Origin of the sequence: Serratia sp. (in: enterobacteria) (genome assembly GCF_051654945.1) — a bacterium.
GTDB lineage: Bacteria > Pseudomonadota > Gammaproteobacteria > Enterobacterales > Enterobacteriaceae > Chania.
Map to the genome: position 1 here is coordinate 19,913 of NZ_JBOFZA010000023.1, position 16,659 is coordinate 36,571.

Consider the following 16,659-nt stretch of genomic DNA (forward strand, 5'->3'; position numbering starts at 1 on the left):
TCTCAATCTATCCATTGCCTCAGTGCACTATCATAGCCGGGCAGCGCAAGATTTAACAACGGGAACCTGGTGGCGATTTACGTCATTTAAAATCCCGCCGCCAAAGCGCGGCTTGTTATTTTCGTCCTTAACGACAGGTATTTGTTAATGCGGCGATTCGAGAGAAATGGCAGAGAGATTCATTCAGCCAACGCTTTACGCTATGCTGAGGTATCGCAAGAACCGAGGAAAAACAATGCATACCCCTAATAAAACGTCGTTGACTGCCCTGCAAGCCCTCGACCAACTCGAAGTACTGTATGACGCATCGGTCAATGCCCTACGCGCTGCCATCAAAGCCTTTATCGCCGATGGTACCCTGCCAGACGCCCAGGCCCGTGCCTCGGGCCTATTTTCCTACCCGGAACTGCGTGTGCGCTGGGATGGCGAACATCCCGATCACCCAAGAACCCGCGCCTATGGCCGCTTTACCCGGCCAGGCAATTACACTACCACTATCACCAGGCCACAGCTGTTCCGCCCCTATCTGGCCGAACAGCTAGCCATGCTGGCCAGTGAATACGCTGCGGTAATTGAAGTGGTTCCTTCCCAGCAGGAGATCCCTTTCCCCTACGTGATCGACGGCTCCGATCTGACCTTGGACAGAACCATGAGTGCCGGGCTTACCAAGCATTTCCCCACCACCGAACTGGCGCAGATCGGCGATGAAAATGCCGATGGCCTGTCTCCTTTCGCCAACCATTTTCCACTTTCCCATTTTGACGCCCTGCGGACCGATTTCTCACTGGCACGCCTGCGGCACTATACCGGCACGTCGGTAGAACATTTTCAGCACTTTGTGTTGTTTACCAATTACACGCGCTATGTCGATGAGTTTGTTCGCTGGGCGTGCAGCCAGATCGCCGATCCAGCCAGCCCCTATATCGCGCTATCTTGTGCGGGGGGTCACTATGTAACGGCAGAATCGCCAAATCCAGAGCAGACGGTATCGGATCTGGCCTGGAAAAATCACCAGATGCCTGCCTATCACCTGATCGCCAACGATGGCCAGGGGATCACGCTGGTCAATATCGGGGTGGGCCCTTCCAACGCCAAAACCATCTGCGATCACCTGGCCGTACTGCGCCCCCACGCCTGGCTGATGATTGGCCACTGCGGCGGCCTGCGGGAAAGTCAGTCGATTGGTGATTACGTATTGGCCCACGCCTACCTGCGTGACGATCACGTACTAGACTCGGTACTGCCACCGGATATCCCAATCCCAAGTATCGCGGAAGTTCAGCGCGCGCTGTATGACGCCACCAAAACGGTCAGCGGCATGCCGGGAGAGGCGGTAAAACAGCGACTACGCACCGGTACGGTGGTCACCACCGACGATCGCAACTGGGAGTTGCGCTATTCGGCTTCCGCACTGCGCTTTAACCTCAGCCGCGCCGTCGCCGTCGATATGGAAAGTGCCACCATCGCCGCGCAGGGTTATCGCTTCCGGGTGCCTTATGGCACGCTGTTGTGCGTGTCTGATAAGCCACTGCATGGCGAAATCAAGCTGCCTGGTCAGGCAAATCGTTTCTACGAAGGGGCGATCTCGGAACACCTGCAGATCGGCATTTGTGCCATCGACCTGCTACGGGCCGAAGGTGAACACCTGCATTCGCGCAAACTGCGTACTTTCAACGAACCCCCCTTCCGTTAATCCAAAACCAACTGGGCGTCGCAGGCGATTATTCGGGCGCACGCGGCGCCCATACGGTGTAAAATGTTACCCTTGAGGAGCTATTATTGCGCCAAAGCCAGCACCCGCGTCGGCTGATGATGGCTGGCGGTGATGGCCAGCAGGATTTCCTTCACCGCTCCCGCAGCCGCAGTAAGCGGTTTGTGGCCGGAGACCACCAACGCCAACGGCACTGAAAGCGCCGGAGCATTGAGGCGGATCATCCACGCCTTGGCCGGGCCGATCATTGCTCTGGCAATCGATTCTGGCAGGATCGTCGCCCCCATGCCGCTGGCAATAGCGGCGCAAAGCATGCTGTGGGATTCGATTTCACCAATCACATTCGCCGTGAGTTGGCGTAATGCCAAAGCCTCATCAATCAGGCCGCGCACCACGTCCCCCTCACGCGGCAAAAACAGATTAAACCGACTCGCCGCAGATAAATCGATGCTGTTACCCGGATGAGGGATACTCCTTGCCGCCACCAGATACAACTCTTCTTTCGCCAATGCCATGACGTTCAGATTAGACGACGCGTTCTCTCCGTACATCACCGCCATATCCAGAGCCTGCGTTGCCACCTGATGGCTCAACGCACTGCCGATGTTTTCATTCAGGCTCAGCAAAATGCCGGGATGCCGATCGCGCACCGCCTGCAACAACGGCAGCGCCAGTTGCGAGGCCGCACTGCCCTGCACCAGACCAACCATCACCTGCCCCGCCATCGTTTCCCCACTGTTGATAACCGCTAGCTGAGCCTGCTCGCACTGCTGAAGAATGGTTTGCGCATGGGCATACAGAATGTTTCCGGCCTGCGTAGGCAGGACTCCGCGTTTGGTACGGATCAGCAATTGCTGTTTCAGCTCTCCTTCCAGGGTGGCAACTTGCTGGCTCAGTGCTGGCTGCGCAATATGCAACACTTCTGCCGCCTGAGTCAGGCTGCCGATATCGACGATCTTTACGAAATACTTCAAGCGTCTGAAATTCATCTTGGCTCCCACCTGCGGTTAACTGCGTTGGCTGATAATGTGACGATATCAATCACAGCAGCAAAAAACGGGCCAGACAGGACATTCAGTCTTTTATAAATCCAAGTCATTAAAAAATAAAGGAAGGTGATAATAAGGCGGGGTAAAGTGATGAGGTAAAGTCAGGATCTGCACCACGCTGGAACATAACCAGGCCCCAGCGTGGTTCAGATAAAAAAAACCCGCCGATCGTCTGGCGGGGTTGCTATCGGGTTACTGAGCTTTCTGCTCGGCGGCCGGTATCACATCCAGGATGCGTACGTTATAGACCATGGTCGCGCCCGGTGGGATATCCGGTGCCATGCCTTTGTCGCCGTAGGCCAGCTCAGGCGGGACTACCAGGGTCATGTTACCGTGGTTCTTCAGCTTGCCTAACGCTTCGCGGAACAGTGGCGGATAGGCGCTCAGCGGCTGCGAGATAGAAGTACCCGCCAGATCCATATCCTTGATCACTTTACCGTCGGTCAAGCTCTCTTTAACCACCACGGCGACGGTATCCCCTTCACCGACGGCGCTATCGCCAACGTAATCGATGCGGTAATAGAAGCCCTGTTTAGACTGAACGACGCGTGGCTGCTTTTTGAACTTCTCGATATAGCTTTTGCCTTGCTTTTCGTTCTGTTGCATGGTCTTTTTATGCTGATCGTTCAGTTCCAACTCGCTTTCATACAGGGCCTTGGCAATCTGTTCTTTAGCCAATTTGGTCTGGCCGTTGATCACATCGCTTACGCCTGCCAGCGCCAGTTGGCGATCCACGTCAACACCCTGCGTTTTTTTGCTGTTGAGCAAATCCAGGATGTCATTACCCAACGAGGTACCGATCGCATAATCGCGTTTTTCCTGCTGAGTTTTAGGTTCCGCGACCACCGACGTACTCGCCGTTTGCTTTTTCTCGGCTGCCGTCAGCTTTTGTTGCAGTTGGGCGAGATCCTGCGCCTTCTGCTCATTGTCTTTGGTTTGTGCCGTCAACTGCGCCTGCAGCTTGGCAGTCTCCTCCTGACCGGTCTGCTGCAACTGAGCGATCTGCTGTGCTTTCTGCTCGTTGTCTTTAGTCTGAGCAGCCAACTGTGCTTGCAGCTTGGCAGTCTCCTCCTGACCGGTCTGCTGCAACTGAGCAATCTGCTGTGCTTTCTGCTCGCTGTCTTTAGTTTGAGCAGCCAACTGCTCTTGCAGCTTGGCAGCTTCTTGCTGACCGGTCTGCTGCAACTGAGCAATCTGCTGCGCTTTCTGCTCGCTGTCTTTAGTTTGAGCAGCCAACTGCTCTTGCAGCTTGGCAGCTTCTTGCTGACCGGTCTGCTGCAACTGAGCAATCTGCTGTGCTTTCTGCTCGCTGTCTTTAGTCTGTGCAGCCAACTGTGCTTGCAGCTTGGCAGTCTCCTCCTGACCGGTCTTCTGCAACTGAGCAATCTGCTGTGCTTTCTGCTCGCTGTCTTTAGTTTGAGCAGCCAACTGCTCTTGCAGCTTGGCATTCGACTGTTGACTAGCTTGCTGCAACTGGGCGATCTGCTGCGCTTTTTGCTCACTGTCTTTAGTCTGCGCGGCCAACTGTTCTTGCAACTTCACCAACTCTTGCTGGCTTTGCTGCAGTTGTTTGACCTGCTGGGCCTTCTGATCGTTGTCTTTGCCATAAACCGTCAACTGTTCCTGCAGCTGCTTTATCTGCTGCGCTTTCTGTTCACTGTCTTTGGTCTGTACGGTCAGTTGATCCTGCAGCTTCGCCAACGTCAACAGCTCTTGCTGCAACTTCTTCATTTGCTGCGCCTGCTGCACGAAATCTTTGTTATTAAGCGCCAACTGTTCCTGCAACTGCTTGGCCTGTAGCGCTTTCTGCTCGCTATCCTTGGCCTGTGCCGCCAATTGGGTCTGCAACTTCGCCAACTCTTGCTGGCCCTGCTGCAGCTGTTTCACCTGCTGGATGCGCTGCTCATTATCTTTACTGGCAGCCGCCAACTGGTCTTGCAGCTGTTTGACCTGCTGTGCTTTCTGCTCGCTGTCCTTGGCCTGAGTAACCAACTGCGCCTGCAGCTTGGCCAGCTCTTGCTGATTTTGCTGCATCTGTTTCAGCTGTTGTGTTTTCTCATCATTGGCTTTGGTCTGTGCGGTCAGTTGCTCCTGCAGCTTGCTACTGGCCTGTTGCAACTGCTTCACCTGCTCGGCTTTCTGCTCGCTGTCTTTGTTCTGGATGGCTAGCTGTGCCTGCAACTCAGCGACGGTTTGCTTATTTTGTTGCAGCTGCATTACCTGCTGCGCTTGCTGTTCATTATCTTTGGTCTGTGCGGTCAACTGCTCCTGCAGCCTGGCACTGGTCTGCTGCAACTGCTTGACCTGTTCGGCTTTCAACTCTCCGTCCTTGGTCTGCGCAGCCAGTTGTTCTTGCAGCTTGGCCAACGACTGCTGGTTTTGCTGCAGCTGTTTCAGCTGTTGGGCTTTTTCATCATGACTCTGGGTTTGCGCGGTCAGTTGCTCTTGTAGCTTGGCGCTGGCCTGTTGCAACTGCTTGACCTGTTCGGCTTTCTGCTCGCTGTCTTTGGTCTGAGCGGCCAGTTGGTCTTGCAACTTCGCCATCGCCTGTTGGGTCTTTTGCTCGTTCTCTTTGCTACGCGCTGCCAGTTGTTCTTGCAGTTGCGTTACCTGCAAGGCCTTCTGCTCACGCTCTTTGGTCTGGCCAGCCAGCTGTTCTTGCAGTTTGGCCAACGCCTGCTGGTTTTGTTGCAATTGTGCGGCCAACTGCGCTTTTTCATCGTTGATTTTGGCTTGTGCTGCCAACTGCTCCTGCAACTTGGCGCTGGCCTGTTGCAGTTGCTTGACCTGTTCGGCTTTCTGTTCGCTGTCTTTGGTCTGAGCGGCCAGTTGGTCTTGCAACTTCGCCATCGCCTGTTGGGTCTTTTGCTCGTTCTCTTTGCTACGCGATGCCAGTTGTTCTTGCAGTTGCGTTACCTGCAAGGCCTTCTGCTCACGCTCTTTGGTCTGGCCAGCCAGCTGTTCTTGCAGCTTGGCCAACGCCTGCTGGTTCTGCTGCAATTGTGCAGCCAGCTGCGTTTTTTCATCGCTGATTTTGGCTTGTGCTGCCAACTGCTCCTGCAACTTGGCGCTGGCCTGCTGCAACTGCTTGACCTGTTCGGCTTTCTGTTCGCTGTCTTTGGTCTGAGCGGCCAGTTGGTCTTGCAACTTCGCCATCGCCTGCTGGGTCTTTTGCTCGTTCTCTTTGCTACGTGCCGTCAGTTGATCTTGCAACTGGGTCACCTGCAGGGCTTTCTGTTCACGCTCTTTAGTCTGAGTAGCCAGTTGCTCTTGCAGCTTCACCAACGTCTGCTGGTTTTGCTGTAACTGGGCGGCCAACTGCGCTTTTTCATCGTTAGTTTTAGCGTGCGCAATCTGTTGCTCTTGCAACTTGGCGCTGGCCTGCTGCAACTGTTTGATCTGTTCGGCTTTCTGTTCGCTGTCTTTAGTCTGAGCAGCCAGCTGTTCCTGCAGTTTCGCCATCGCCTGCTGGTTTTTTTGATCCGCTTCTTTCTTGCTCGCCGTCAGTTGCTCTTGCAACTGTTTGACCAGTTTGGCTTTATATTCACTGTCCTTCACCTGGGTAGCTAATTGTTCTTGCAGCTTAGCCACCGTCAGTTGGTTTTGTTGCAGTTGTTGCACCTGCTGAGCTTTTTCTTCATGGCTCTGAGTTTGCGCGGTAAGTTGTTCTTGCAGCTTGGCACTGGCCTGCTGCAACTGTTTCACCTGTTCGGCTTTCTGCTCGCTGTCTTTGGTCTGTGCCGCCAGTTGCTGTTGCAGTTTCGCCATCGCCTGCTGGGTTTTTTGGTCATTTTCCGTGTTACGCGCGGCCAGTTGCGCTTGCAGCTGTGCTACCTGCTGGGCTTTTTGCTCACTGTCTTTAGTCTGTGCGGCCAACTGTTCTTGCAACTTCGCCAACGCCTGCTGATTTTTTTGCAGTTGCTGAACCTGCTGTGATTTCTCATCGTTCGTTTTGGTCTGTGCCGCCAACTGCTGTTGCAATTTGGTGCCAGTCTGCTGCAGCTGCTTGATCTGCTCTGCTTTCTGCTCACTGTCTTTGGTTTGCGCAGCCAATTGCGTTTGCAACGTCGCCAGCGCTTGCTGATCCTGCTGCAACTGTTTCAACTGCTGGGTTTTCTGAACGTTATCGCGCGATTGTGTTGACAGTTGCTCCTGCAGTTGGGCGATAGCCTGCTGATTTTGCTGTAACGTTTGTTGCAGTTGCTTGATCTGTTGCGCTTTTTGTTCGTTATCTTTGGTTTGCGCCGTCAACTGTTGCTGCAATTGCGCACTGGTGCGTTGATCCTGCTGTTGCAACTTCATTTGCTGCATCTGCCGATCGCTTTCCTTGGCCTGTGCGGCGAGCTGCTGCTGTAGCCGCGCGTTTTCCCGCTGGCTCTGCTCAATGGCCTGTTGCAGACGAGCCAGCTCTGAGGCAGAGCCCGCAGTTTGGGATTGTGCTTTACGCAGTTGCCCAAGCGCCGCTTCCTGGCTGGTGATTTTGGCCTTCAGCTGATTGATAGTTGCCTGCAGCGCCTTCATCTCGCGAATACGCTCACCGCCCTTCTCCTCAGCCGACTTTGCCAGCGCGTTGGGCTTGCTGCTGGCGGGTTTATTACTTTTGGGTCTTGCAGGTTCTGCTGTATCCAGTTGTGAAGGCGTCAGAAAAAGTAGCGCCGGAGCCTCATCCACCTGGCGCGTGATCGCTTCCAGTGAATTCAACGCATGGGCATCGGGAGTCACTACCTCCTCGGCCCTTACTGCTCCTAACGGTAACGCCAACGTCAACAAGGCACCGCAATATATCCTGCGTTTCATTTCACGCTTTCCCCTCTCTGGATCAAGCCTTGCAGGACTTCACGTTCAATCTCGGCACATAACTGGTTGGTTTTATATTTGTATAACGCATCAAGGGTGTCTTTGGTCGTCGAATTGACGTCGCCGCGTACCGCGCTATACACCGAAGCATTGTTCACCAGGCGGTTAAAATTGGCCTGTTTAACCGCGTAAGCCTTCGGATTGACCTGCTTGAGTGACGCCAGCTCGCTTTGGCACAGGCCAATCTTGCTGGTTTTGGTTTCTTCGACGGCCGGTGGTGGCGGTGGGGACACGCTGATCTGCTGAGGAGGAGCCTGAACGGTTGAGGTCTGGGAGTCTTGCGAGCTTGTCTGTGCGGTTTTCTGGCAGCCTGCCAGCAACAAACCACTGCACAGCACTACGCCTAGACACAGGTTCTTTTGGGTACTTATCATTGAACATTCCTTTCAAAAAATTCCGTTACCGATATGTCAACTCAGACAAGATCGGGTACATCCTGGAAAAATAATATGTGCACTTTTCAGCAATGATATAGAGGAGGCACTTCAGTAGCAAACATTCACTAAGGCTATACTATGGCCGTCCTTTGCCCGTACTCTCGCTGCACTCGCTATGGCCTATTGGCTTAACGAATACTTGACCTGATTTCATTAGTGGCCCACGCGGTGCAATAACACGCCTGTAACCCGCTGGTGATTTAACATGCCCACGAGGTTTACGAAGTGCAAAATAATACTGGTATTTTTTATATCCAGCAACTCTCCCAGCGCGCCTGAACGCCGAGTTGCCCGGTAAAGTTGACACTTATCACTCTGCCAGGTAGGACGCAACCCCACATTCAAGCGTATCCACCCAGGTTTTCCTGTTAAATAAAATCGCCAACAATAACCATAAAATCATTTTAAAACAATGAGATGATTAATATGAAGGCGATATTGTATGCTACAAGCTGGCTACCATTTTCCCGAGGGGAAACGACATTTATCCATAATAAAAAATAGATATTTATTTTATTAAAAGCGAATTTTTTGGAGATTTACACCACACCTACCACGATATTCTCCTATAGCGAGGCGTAATTTCAAGATTTCTCCGAGACCATCTGATTATTATCTTAGAAAGACTGTGCTTGATAATAATGCCTTAACTGAATTTCCCATCAATTATTCAGATATGGTCACACCATTTCCAGGAAATTTCCTAGGAAATAGTCTTATTTCCTCCCAGGGATAGATTAGGAACTTTCTCGATCGACCCTTTGAAATATCAGCACCCCATAAAATTCACCATTTATTCACCTAAAACCATCGGTTCGCCATCATGGCGGCCAACCTGGCAGTGATCAAGTTTAACCTGCTGGAAAACAAGCCAATTTGCTCATAACCTCGACAAACGAAACATTTGTGCATTTTCATGCTTTACAAGCCCCATCGGCACCGCTATCATTCGCCCCGTTCACACGATTCCTCTGTAGTTCAGTCGGTAGAACGGCGGACTGTTAATCCGTATGTCACTGGTTCGAGTCCAGTCAGAGGAGCCATATTTAGAAAAGCCCGCTTAGGCAACTAAGCGGGCTTTTTGCTGTTTGGTATTCAATCGTCGTAGGGTTCACCGAGCGTGAGCATCAAGCGGTTGGCCCAGGCAAAGAAGGCCGTCGCCTGCACCAGATCCAACAGTTCCAGGTCACCCAGTCCTTGCTCGCGCAAGGCCGCGATTTGAGCTGCATTGGCCTGCGGTGGCGTCGCCGAAAGCGCTGCGGCAAAGTCTATCTGCGTACGCCAATCCTCTCCCTGCCCTTCGCTCAAGAGCCCTCCAGGCACGATATCCAGCAGGCGCTGCACCTCTTCTGTCTTTTTGGATAACTGCGCCGCTTTGCGTGCATGCACCGAGGCGCAATAGATACAGCCATTCACCTTGCTGGCCACCGCCGCCGCCAACTCCCGATCCTGACGCGCCAAGCCACCAGCAGTATAGAAAATGGCCCGATCCGCAATGGTTCGTTGTTCCAACACCGCATGATCGCGCGCCAGCAAACGGAAATAGTCGGAATCAGCGTGGCCGAATTTGCTCAGCAAGGCCTTGCCCGGTTCATCAAACTCCTCCAGCGACTTAGCCGCAATCCAGGGCTCCCATCCCAATTCCTGGCGAGTGAACGCTGGCGGTGCATGGCGGCCACTGGCAGTATGGCTCGCCGTGCGCCAAGCGGAGGCACGAACTGGAGTACGGCTACTGGTCGCGACCGGCAATCCGGCCAACAATCGATAACCGAACAGCAGACGGCTCTGGAAGCTGACAAAGGCGATCAGTTGTGAAAGTGTGACAATGTCATCCAGCGACCATCCCGCCTGTTGCAGAGCTTGCAAGTGTTTAGCCTCTGCCCCGGCAGGCTTGAAGGCCAGGCGTTCGGCGTGATCCAACGCGGCCTGCAAACGTGGGCCGTCTGCGGACTGAGTCTGCTGTAATTGGGCATAATGCGCCGCCAATTGCCGATCGCCGTGCCATTCACTGATGCGTTGCGCCAACAGCAAACGTTCCGCAATCCCGAAACTTCCAGCATCCTGTGGCGCAAACAGCCTCTGATAGCTGGCCTCGATGCCCTCGGTTGCCGCCTGCCGTGTCGCTCGGGCCTGTGCCAAAGGAGAGTCTGGGGCGATTTCAGCCAATCTGGCCAATAGATCCTGGATGTCGGTCATACCTGTTCCTCAGCGTGGTGTGAATAAGACAGCGTGGTGGGATTGCGCCGCTGCCAGCCCAAGGCCGGTGCGACGTCGCGTGCGATCAGCTCAATGGAGCGCAGAATATAGGCGTGTGGCGGATCGATAGAGTGCACCTGAAACGCCAAATCGGTGACGCGGGCCAGCGCGCTATCCCGCTGCAACGAAGCGATCACCTGGTCCGGCGTACCGAGATGGACATCAAAAGCACGGATCAGACCGTCGAGCGACTCATCCCGCACCTGATGCCCGCTGGTACGCAAACGCTCCAGCCCACGGCTAAGCCCCTGTGCGGCAAAATCACGTGCGCGGTTCTGATCTTCGGTGACAAACGCGGTGCGCGATCCCATAATGCGCGGCTCGATGCCCGCGGGCAAAGCAGCCAGATAGGCGTCAATAATCGGATTTTGCAGCTCATCGAGTGGCGTATCGGGCGCTTCCGGCGGCCTGGGTTGGGTGCGCGAGAGCATTAACCCATCCCCTGCCTTACCCGCCCGGATCCCACCTTCAACCGAGAAGGTGGCTTGCCAGACGCGTTTTTTCAGCTGGGGAGCGGCCGGATAAAGACGGTTGCTAACATCGCCAAGTGCTTCACCGCCCCAGGCATCCAGCAGCGTACGCAAATTATCGTTAAACGCAGCATTGCGCCGCTCGACATCAAGGCCAAAGGCGCTAAACGAGGAAGGAGTCCCGCCTGCCGCCAGCCCCACCTCCAACCGGCCCCCGGAAAGCAGATCCAATACTGCCGTATCTTCCGCCACGCGCACGGCAGACTCCATTGGCAGGGTGATCACTCCAGTGCCCAGACGAATATGACGGGTATGCACGGCGACCTGAGCCAGAAAGACCAGCGGTGAAGGCAATCCCCCCTCATCCTGATGAAAATGGTGCTGCGCCACCCAGGCGGTGTCGAATCCGGCGCGCTCGGCATGGACAATCTGTTCGGTGGCCAGCCGGTAACGTTCCTGAGCACTGCCGTTATCCAGCAGGCGGGTAAAAAAGCCGAGACGTTTAGCACTCATGAGGCATCCTTCAAAGTTTGGTACATCGCACGGCCCGGAATGGCCGCAATCAATTGGCGGGTATAGTCACTGCCCGGCAGGGCAAATACCTCAGCGGTGGTGCCTGCATCTACCTGTTGCCCACGGCACAGCACCGAAACACTGTGCGAGATTTGCCGCACCGTCGCCAGATCGTGTGAAATAAACAGGTAGGTCAGCCCCAACTCACGCTGGAGCTGTTCCAGCAGACGCAGGATTTGCGCCTGCACGGTCACGTCTAACGCCGAAGTCGCTTCATCCAATACCAGCACCCTAGGTTGCAGTATCAGAGCACGGGCGATAGCGACCCGCTGCCGCTGGCCGCCAGAAAGCTCACGCGGCTTACGCGTCAATAGCTCGGCGGGCAGCGCGACTCGTTCGAACAGTTCCCGTACCCGGCGATAACGTTCCGCCTTGGCTACCGGCTCAAAGTTGAGCAGAGGCTCTTCAATCGCCTGATATAAGGTTTGCGCCGGATCGAGTGAAGCAAAGGGGTTTTGATACACCAGTTGGATGCGCCGCCGAAACTGGCGCAGCGCCTCGCCTTTCAGCCGGGTGAAATCGACGCCATCGATGATGATTTGCCCGGCATCCGGCCGTTGAAAGCCCAGCAGGCATCGGGCCAAGGTAGTTTTGCCGGAGCCAGACTCACCGACCAGCGCATGGGTGGTGCCACGCTGTACCCTGAATGACACCTGATCCAATGCCCGGAACGCCTGCCCGCCTCTGCCAGCAAAGCGGAAATCCTTCACCAGTTGGTTGACGACGATTGCCGGTTCGGCCTGACGGACGATGGTTGGCGGTGCGGCGCAGGCCAACGAAGGTACGTCGGCAAATAAACGACGCGTATATTCCTGCGCCGGTGCCTGTAATACCTCGGCAGTTGGTCCTTGTTCCTGCACCCTGCCCTGACGAAATACCAACAGCCGATCGGCCCGTTCCGCCGCTACGCCCAAATCGTGAGTGACCAACAGCACCGCGGTGCCAAACTCCTGACGCAGCTCATCAATCAGATCGAGAATGCGTTTTTGCACCGTCACATCCAGTGCGCTGGTCGGTTCATCGGCAATAATCAACGCAGGCCTTAACGCAATGGCAATAGCAATCAGTACCCGCTGTTTCATACCGCCGGAAAGCTCATGCGGATACTGGCGCACCCGCAACTCCGGGTGGGTCAGCCCCACACGCGTGAGTAACTCCACCACGCGTTGCTGGACTAGCTTGCGCGGCAGACGTTGGTGAATATTGATGATCTCGGCGACCTGCTCACCAATGGTTTTTACCGGATTGAGCGAACTGGCAGGGTCTTGCGGGATCAGGCTGATCTGCGCGCCACGCACCGCATCCAATTGACGAGGTGACCAGTGGGCAATATCGGTCCCATTGAGCCGGATCGCCCCCTGCTCCAGGTGACCATTTTCCGCCAGCAGGCCGATAATCGCCTGTGCCGTGGTGGTTTTACCTGACCCCGATTCCCCCACCAGGGCAACGACTTCCCCTGGCTGAATGCTAAAAGAAACGTTATGTACCACCCGCTGGCTGCTGCTTCCCTGCCGGTAGGCGATGGAGACATTCTGCAACTCCAGCAGTGGCGCTGGTGAAACGGCTGTCTGTAGGCTCATCGGTGCGCGCTCCCTAAAGCATGACTGATACGGTTGGCCGCCAGCACGACGGCAACCACCATCAGGCCGGGGAAGGTGGTCAGCCACCAGGCCGTTGAGATGTAGTTACGCCCTTCGGCAATCAGCAAACCCCATTCCGGCGTGGGTGGCGGCGTGCCATATCCCAGGAAACTCAGGGTGGCGATCGCCAGAATGGCATTGCCAAACTGCAGGGCTGAGAACGCGATCACCGAAGTCAGCGAATTGGGCAAAATATGCCGCCATAGCACCGCCCAAAAGTGCCCTCCGCTGCCGTAAGCCGCTTCAACGTAATCGCTGTGCCGCACCCGCAGCACTTCCGCACGGGCCAGGCGCGCAAAGTTGGCCACCGACGAGATCCCCACCGCCAGCGCCGCATTCACCGTGCCGAACCCCAACAGGATGATCACGCTCAACGACAGCAGCAGCCCGGGGATCGACAGCAGAACGTCAACCAAACGCATCACCACGTCGTCAACAATCCCGCCTAAAGCCCCGGCAACCAGGCCCATCATCGTCCCAACCACCAACCCCAGCGCCACGGCAACCAACGCTGCGGATAAGGTGTGCGATGCGCCGTACACGATCCGGGCGTAGAGGTCGCGTCCTAGCGGATCGGTGCCCAGCCAGTGTTCACCTCCGGGTGCCAGACGTTGTGCTCCGGCAACCCCTTCAGTGCCGCTGTACGCAGTAAATAGCTCAGGCGCGATCGCCCATAGCACGGCGATCGCCAGCACGGTCCAGGCCAGCCATAGGCTGAGCGGATAACGCCGCCGCGCCCGCCGGGCGGTGGCTAAACTCCCCTCGGTTTCCCCACCGGACAGATCGCGTTCTGGCATCACGGCTTTTTCTAACGGAATACTGCTCATCGGGTCGCTCCTGCATAGGTTTTCAGTCTGGGATCAAGCAACGGGAACAACAGATCGACCAGCAGATTGAGGATGACAAAGGCAGCAGCAGAGATCATGACCACCGCCTGTAATACCGCGACGTCCTGATTGACTACCGCCTGTTGTGTCAATTGCCCCAGGCCACTGCGGCCAAATACGGTTTCGGTGATCAATGCCCCGGCGATCAGTTCACCAAACAAAATGCCCGCAATGGTCAACACCGGCAGCATGGCGTTGCGCGCCACATGCCGCCACAGCACCCCACTGCGGCTGGCCCCTTTGGCTCGCGCCACGGCCACAAACGGCTGCGTCTGCACGCTATCGATGCTGCGGATCAGGATTTGCGCCAACGGTGCAGAAATTGGGATCGCCAAGGTGGCGATTGGCAACAGCAGGCCAACCCACTCCCCTGGGTTAATGATCGGCACCAGCTTCAGCCGGAATGAAAAGATCTGAATCAATACAATGCCGAGCCAGAACGTAGGGACCGAAACGAACAGCGCAGGCAGCGATCGCAGAGCCGATTTCAGCCAGCCAAAACCGATCAGATTGGAGACAAAGGCAATTACCAGCGCCAACCACAACGCCAAGGCAAAACCCAGCACCGCGAGTTGCAAGGTGGCGGGCAGGTTGGCGGCCAGCAAGGTCGTTACCGGCACGCCGTTCTGGATCGAATAGCCCAGATCGCCCCGCAGGAAATTCCCCAAGGTATGCAGATATTGCTGCCACAGGGGAACATCGGCACCGTAGGCCGCGCGCATATCGGCGATCTGCGCTGGGCTAAGGCCCATATCCGGGTTCTGGAATTTAATCAGGATCGCGTCGCCGGGCAGCACCTGCAGCAAGATAAATGACAGGGTAAATGCCGCCCACAGCACCAGCAACGCCTGCCCGGTACGGCCACTCAGGTATTTCAGCATCTTCGTCTCCTTAATATGGCGGTATGGCCCCTCACCCTAACCCTCTCCCACAGGGAGAGGGGACCGTCCGTGCGCGGATTGACCTCTGCATTTGGCCATTACACCGAGCTGGCTTGGGGATAGGGGAACGAGCCCCGAGTCTGGCGTTATCGCTTCTCTAACCACGCGCCATAGAAGCTTGGCCGCCCCACGGCTTCAAAGTTGACGCCTTTCAGATAAGGCGCGCCGGCAAACACCTGCGGCTCTTCGAAGAACGGGATCACGTAGGCCTGTTCCAGCAGATACTTCTGGGCCTCACCGGCGATCTGCAGGCGCTTGGCCGGATCCACCTCAGAGGCGATCCCCAACAGCAGTTGGTTCAGAGCGCTATCGGTGAATTTGCTGTTCTGGCTGGTGCCCCCTTGCTGCAACAGGCCATCACGGTTGGTGGGGTAAAACTGGCTTTTAATCACATCAGGATCGGCGCGACCCACTTCGACCACCGCAGCCGGTGTCTTTTGTGGATCGAGGTTATCCGCCACCCGGCTGCCCGCATCGCCTGCCAGGATATTCAGCCGTGCGCCCACCTTGCCCCACTGTTGTGAGACCAGTTGCAGCACCGCCTTGTTTTGCGGTTGTGGCAGCGACTCGTACACCGTTAACAGCAACTGCTTGCCGTCTTTCTGGCGCAGGCCATCGCTGCCCTTTTGCCAACCGGCGTCATCCAACAGACGGTTGGCTTTCGCTAAATCAAAGGTCAATTTGTCGGAGAGATCGACAAAACCGGCCGCCGAGGAGGCAATTACCGATTTGGCCTGCGGATAGTTGGCAGAGAACAGCGTATCGACGATCTGCTTGCTGTCGGTGGCATGCAGCAGCGCAAGGCGTACGCGAACGTCGGCCACCAGCGGATTGTCTGGGCGGAAGGCAATGCTGTCGTTAACGCCACGGGTTGGCGCGGCATAGATGGTAAAGCCCTGATCCTGAGTCTGCTTCTCATCGTAAGCCTGGATCTGGCGAATAAAGTCCGCCTGTCCGGCCTGCAACGCGCCAATCCGCACGCTGTCTTCCGGGGTGACGATCACCTTGATGGCATCCAGATTGGCCCGCCCCTGCTGAGCCAGCTTGGCTGGCCCCCAGCGATAGTCTTTACGCACGCTGAGATCGACCTCGCGCCCCAGGGTTTCACCACTCACCACAAACGGGCCGGAGCCGATGATATGGCGTGCATCACCTAGTTCGTCATATTGGCGGTTCAGCGTACTAAGCGAGACCAGCCCAGAACCAATGGTCGCCGTACCTTGCAGGAAGCCAGGAGATGAGCGTTTGAAATAGAATTTGACCGTGAGCGGATCGATGACCTCACTGTGGTCATAGTTATTGATCACTTCGGAAACCGGCAGGCGCAGCGCCTTATTGCCCAGGCCGTAGGTATCAAAGTTCTTTGCTACCGCGTTGGCATCCAGCGGTGTGCCGTCGGAAAAGGTCACGCCGGGGCGCAGCTTAAAGGTGTATTCCGTTTTATCGGGGTTGCTGGACCAGGACTCCGCGATCCACGGCTCAATCTCCAAGGTTTTCGGGTTCTGGTAGGTTAGCTTGTCGGTGATCTGGTTAAGGATCCCGCCGTTGGGATAAAAACCGCCGGAAGGGGGATAAAGATTGGTATGCGCCTGTTGCTCCAGGTAAATCAAAGTCCCGCCCTGCACCGCAGCGGTTGCTGGACCCACCGCAGCCGCAGTCCCAAATACGACTGCCAATCCACTGGTAAACGTCTTGAAAGGAAAATTAAACATGGGTGCCGTGCCTTCTTTATATGTCGGAATGTTATGGGTTAGATAACAAACCAAAACGGCACAGAGTTGAACGAACTAATTTAGCTAACTAATGATGAAAAAAGTACTAACGCGCCAAACCGTGGC

The 16,659-nt window shown here is 55.6% G+C and carries 10 protein-coding genes and 1 tRNA gene; 2 read left to right on the forward strand and 9 right to left on the reverse strand.

Annotation, left to right across the window (positions count from 1 at the left end; genetic code table 11):
• Positions 1 to 235 precede the first annotated feature (235 nt).
• Complete coding sequence (locus tag ACRDCA_RS00550) at positions 236 to 1,693, forward strand: AMP nucleosidase (RefSeq protein ID WP_438687827.1); 1,458 nt, start codon at positions 236 to 238, stop codon at positions 1,691 to 1,693.
• A gap of 83 nt (positions 1,694 to 1,776) precedes the next feature.
• Here ACRDCA_RS00550 and nac read toward each other — a convergent pair whose 3' ends face one another.
• The 3 genes from nac to ACRDCA_RS00565 all read right to left on the reverse strand — a co-directional run bounded on the left by nac (position 1,777) and on the right by ACRDCA_RS00565 (position 7,991).
• The gene (gene nac / locus ACRDCA_RS00555) at positions 1,777 to 2,700 is read right to left on the reverse strand and encodes a nitrogen assimilation transcriptional regulator NAC (protein WP_438687828.1); all 924 of its coding nucleotides are present in this window, start codon (positions 2,698 to 2,700) and stop codon (positions 1,777 to 1,779) included.
• Between the two features lie 252 nt (positions 2,701 to 2,952).
• Positions 2,953 to 7,557 carry an FKBP-type peptidyl-prolyl cis-trans isomerase N-terminal domain-containing protein gene (locus ACRDCA_RS00560; protein ID WP_438687829.1) on the reverse strand — a complete coding sequence of 1,535 codons (4,605 nt, stop codon included), beginning with the start codon at positions 7,555 to 7,557 and terminating at the stop codon, positions 2,953 to 2,955.
• Complete coding sequence (locus ACRDCA_RS00565; protein ID WP_438687830.1) at positions 7,554 to 7,991, reverse strand: hypothetical protein; 438 nt, start codon at positions 7,989 to 7,991, stop codon at positions 7,554 to 7,556. Before ACRDCA_RS00565 ends, ACRDCA_RS00560 begins: the two co-directional genes overlap by 4 nt.
• Positions 7,992 to 9,021: 1,030 nt before the next feature.
• On the opposite strand from ACRDCA_RS00565, the gene ACRDCA_RS00570 reads away from it, so the two are divergent.
• A tRNA-Asn gene (locus ACRDCA_RS00570) sits at positions 9,022 to 9,097 on the forward strand.
• Between the two features lie 52 nt (positions 9,098 to 9,149).
• On the opposite strand, the gene ACRDCA_RS00575 is transcribed toward ACRDCA_RS00570, so the two are convergent.
• From ACRDCA_RS00575 to ACRDCA_RS00600, 6 genes are all read right to left on the reverse strand, one after another.
• Positions 9,150 to 10,250, reverse strand: a complete 1,101-nt coding sequence (locus ACRDCA_RS00575; protein WP_438687831.1) for an alkylhydroperoxidase domain protein — start codon at positions 10,248 to 10,250, stop codon at positions 9,150 to 9,152.
• A complete protein-coding gene (locus ACRDCA_RS00580) occupies positions 10,247 to 11,293 on the reverse strand; it encodes a putative FMN-dependent luciferase-like monooxygenase (RefSeq protein WP_438687832.1) in 1,047 nt (348 codons plus the stop codon). Before ACRDCA_RS00580 ends, ACRDCA_RS00575 begins: the two co-directional genes overlap by 4 nt.
• Positions 11,290 to 12,933 (reverse strand): dipeptide ABC transporter ATP-binding protein, encoded by a 1,644-nt coding sequence (locus ACRDCA_RS00585; RefSeq protein WP_438687833.1) that lies wholly within the window; start codon positions 12,931 to 12,933, stop codon positions 11,290 to 11,292. Before ACRDCA_RS00585 ends, ACRDCA_RS00580 begins: the two co-directional genes overlap by 4 nt.
• On the reverse strand, positions 12,930 to 13,820 hold the full coding sequence (locus ACRDCA_RS00590; protein ID WP_438687834.1) for an ABC transporter permease: 891 nt from the start codon (positions 13,818 to 13,820) through the stop codon (positions 12,930 to 12,932). Before ACRDCA_RS00590 ends, ACRDCA_RS00585 begins: the two co-directional genes overlap by 4 nt.
• Positions 13,817 to 14,761: an ABC transporter permease gene (locus tag ACRDCA_RS00595; protein ID WP_438687835.1), complete on the reverse strand. Its 945-nt coding sequence runs from the start codon at positions 14,759 to 14,761 to the stop codon at positions 13,817 to 13,819. The genes ACRDCA_RS00590 and ACRDCA_RS00595 overlap by 4 nt, the downstream gene beginning before the upstream one ends.
• A 146-nt stretch (positions 14,762 to 14,907) precedes the next feature.
• Positions 14,908 to 16,533, reverse strand: coding sequence for a TIGR04028 family ABC transporter substrate-binding protein (locus ACRDCA_RS00600; protein ID WP_438687836.1), 1,626 nt, complete (start codon positions 16,531 to 16,533; stop codon positions 14,908 to 14,910).
• Positions 16,534 to 16,659: the final 126 nt, after the last annotated feature.

Coding starts and splice junctions, on each gene's coding strand:
- ACRDCA_RS00550 (WP_438687827.1), top strand. CDS start 236: ATGCATACCCCTAATAAAACGTCGTTGACTGCCCTGCAAGCCCTCGAC.
- nac (WP_438687828.1), bottom strand. CDS start 2,700: ATGAATTTCAGACGCTTGAAGTATTTCGTAAAGATCGTCGATATCGGC.
- ACRDCA_RS00560 (WP_438687829.1), bottom strand. CDS start 7,557: ATGAAACGCAGGATATATTGCGGTGCCTTGTTGACGTTGGCGTTACCG.
- ACRDCA_RS00565 (WP_438687830.1), bottom strand. CDS start 7,991: ATGATAAGTACCCAAAAGAACCTGTGTCTAGGCGTAGTGCTGTGCAGT.
- ACRDCA_RS00575 (WP_438687831.1), bottom strand. CDS start 10,250: ATGACCGACATCCAGGATCTATTGGCCAGATTGGCTGAAATCGCCCCA.
- ACRDCA_RS00580 (WP_438687832.1), bottom strand. CDS start 11,293: ATGAGTGCTAAACGTCTCGGCTTTTTTACCCGCCTGCTGGATAACGGC.
- ACRDCA_RS00585 (WP_438687833.1), bottom strand. CDS start 12,933: ATGAGCCTACAGACAGCCGTTTCACCAGCGCCACTGCTGGAGTTGCAG.
- ACRDCA_RS00590 (WP_438687834.1), bottom strand. CDS start 13,820: ATGAGCAGTATTCCGTTAGAAAAAGCCGTGATGCCAGAACGCGATCTG.
- ACRDCA_RS00595 (WP_438687835.1), bottom strand. CDS start 14,761: ATGCTGAAATACCTGAGTGGCCGTACCGGGCAGGCGTTGCTGGTGCTG.
- ACRDCA_RS00600 (WP_438687836.1), bottom strand. CDS start 16,533: ATGTTTAATTTTCCTTTCAAGACGTTTACCAGTGGATTGGCAGTCGTA.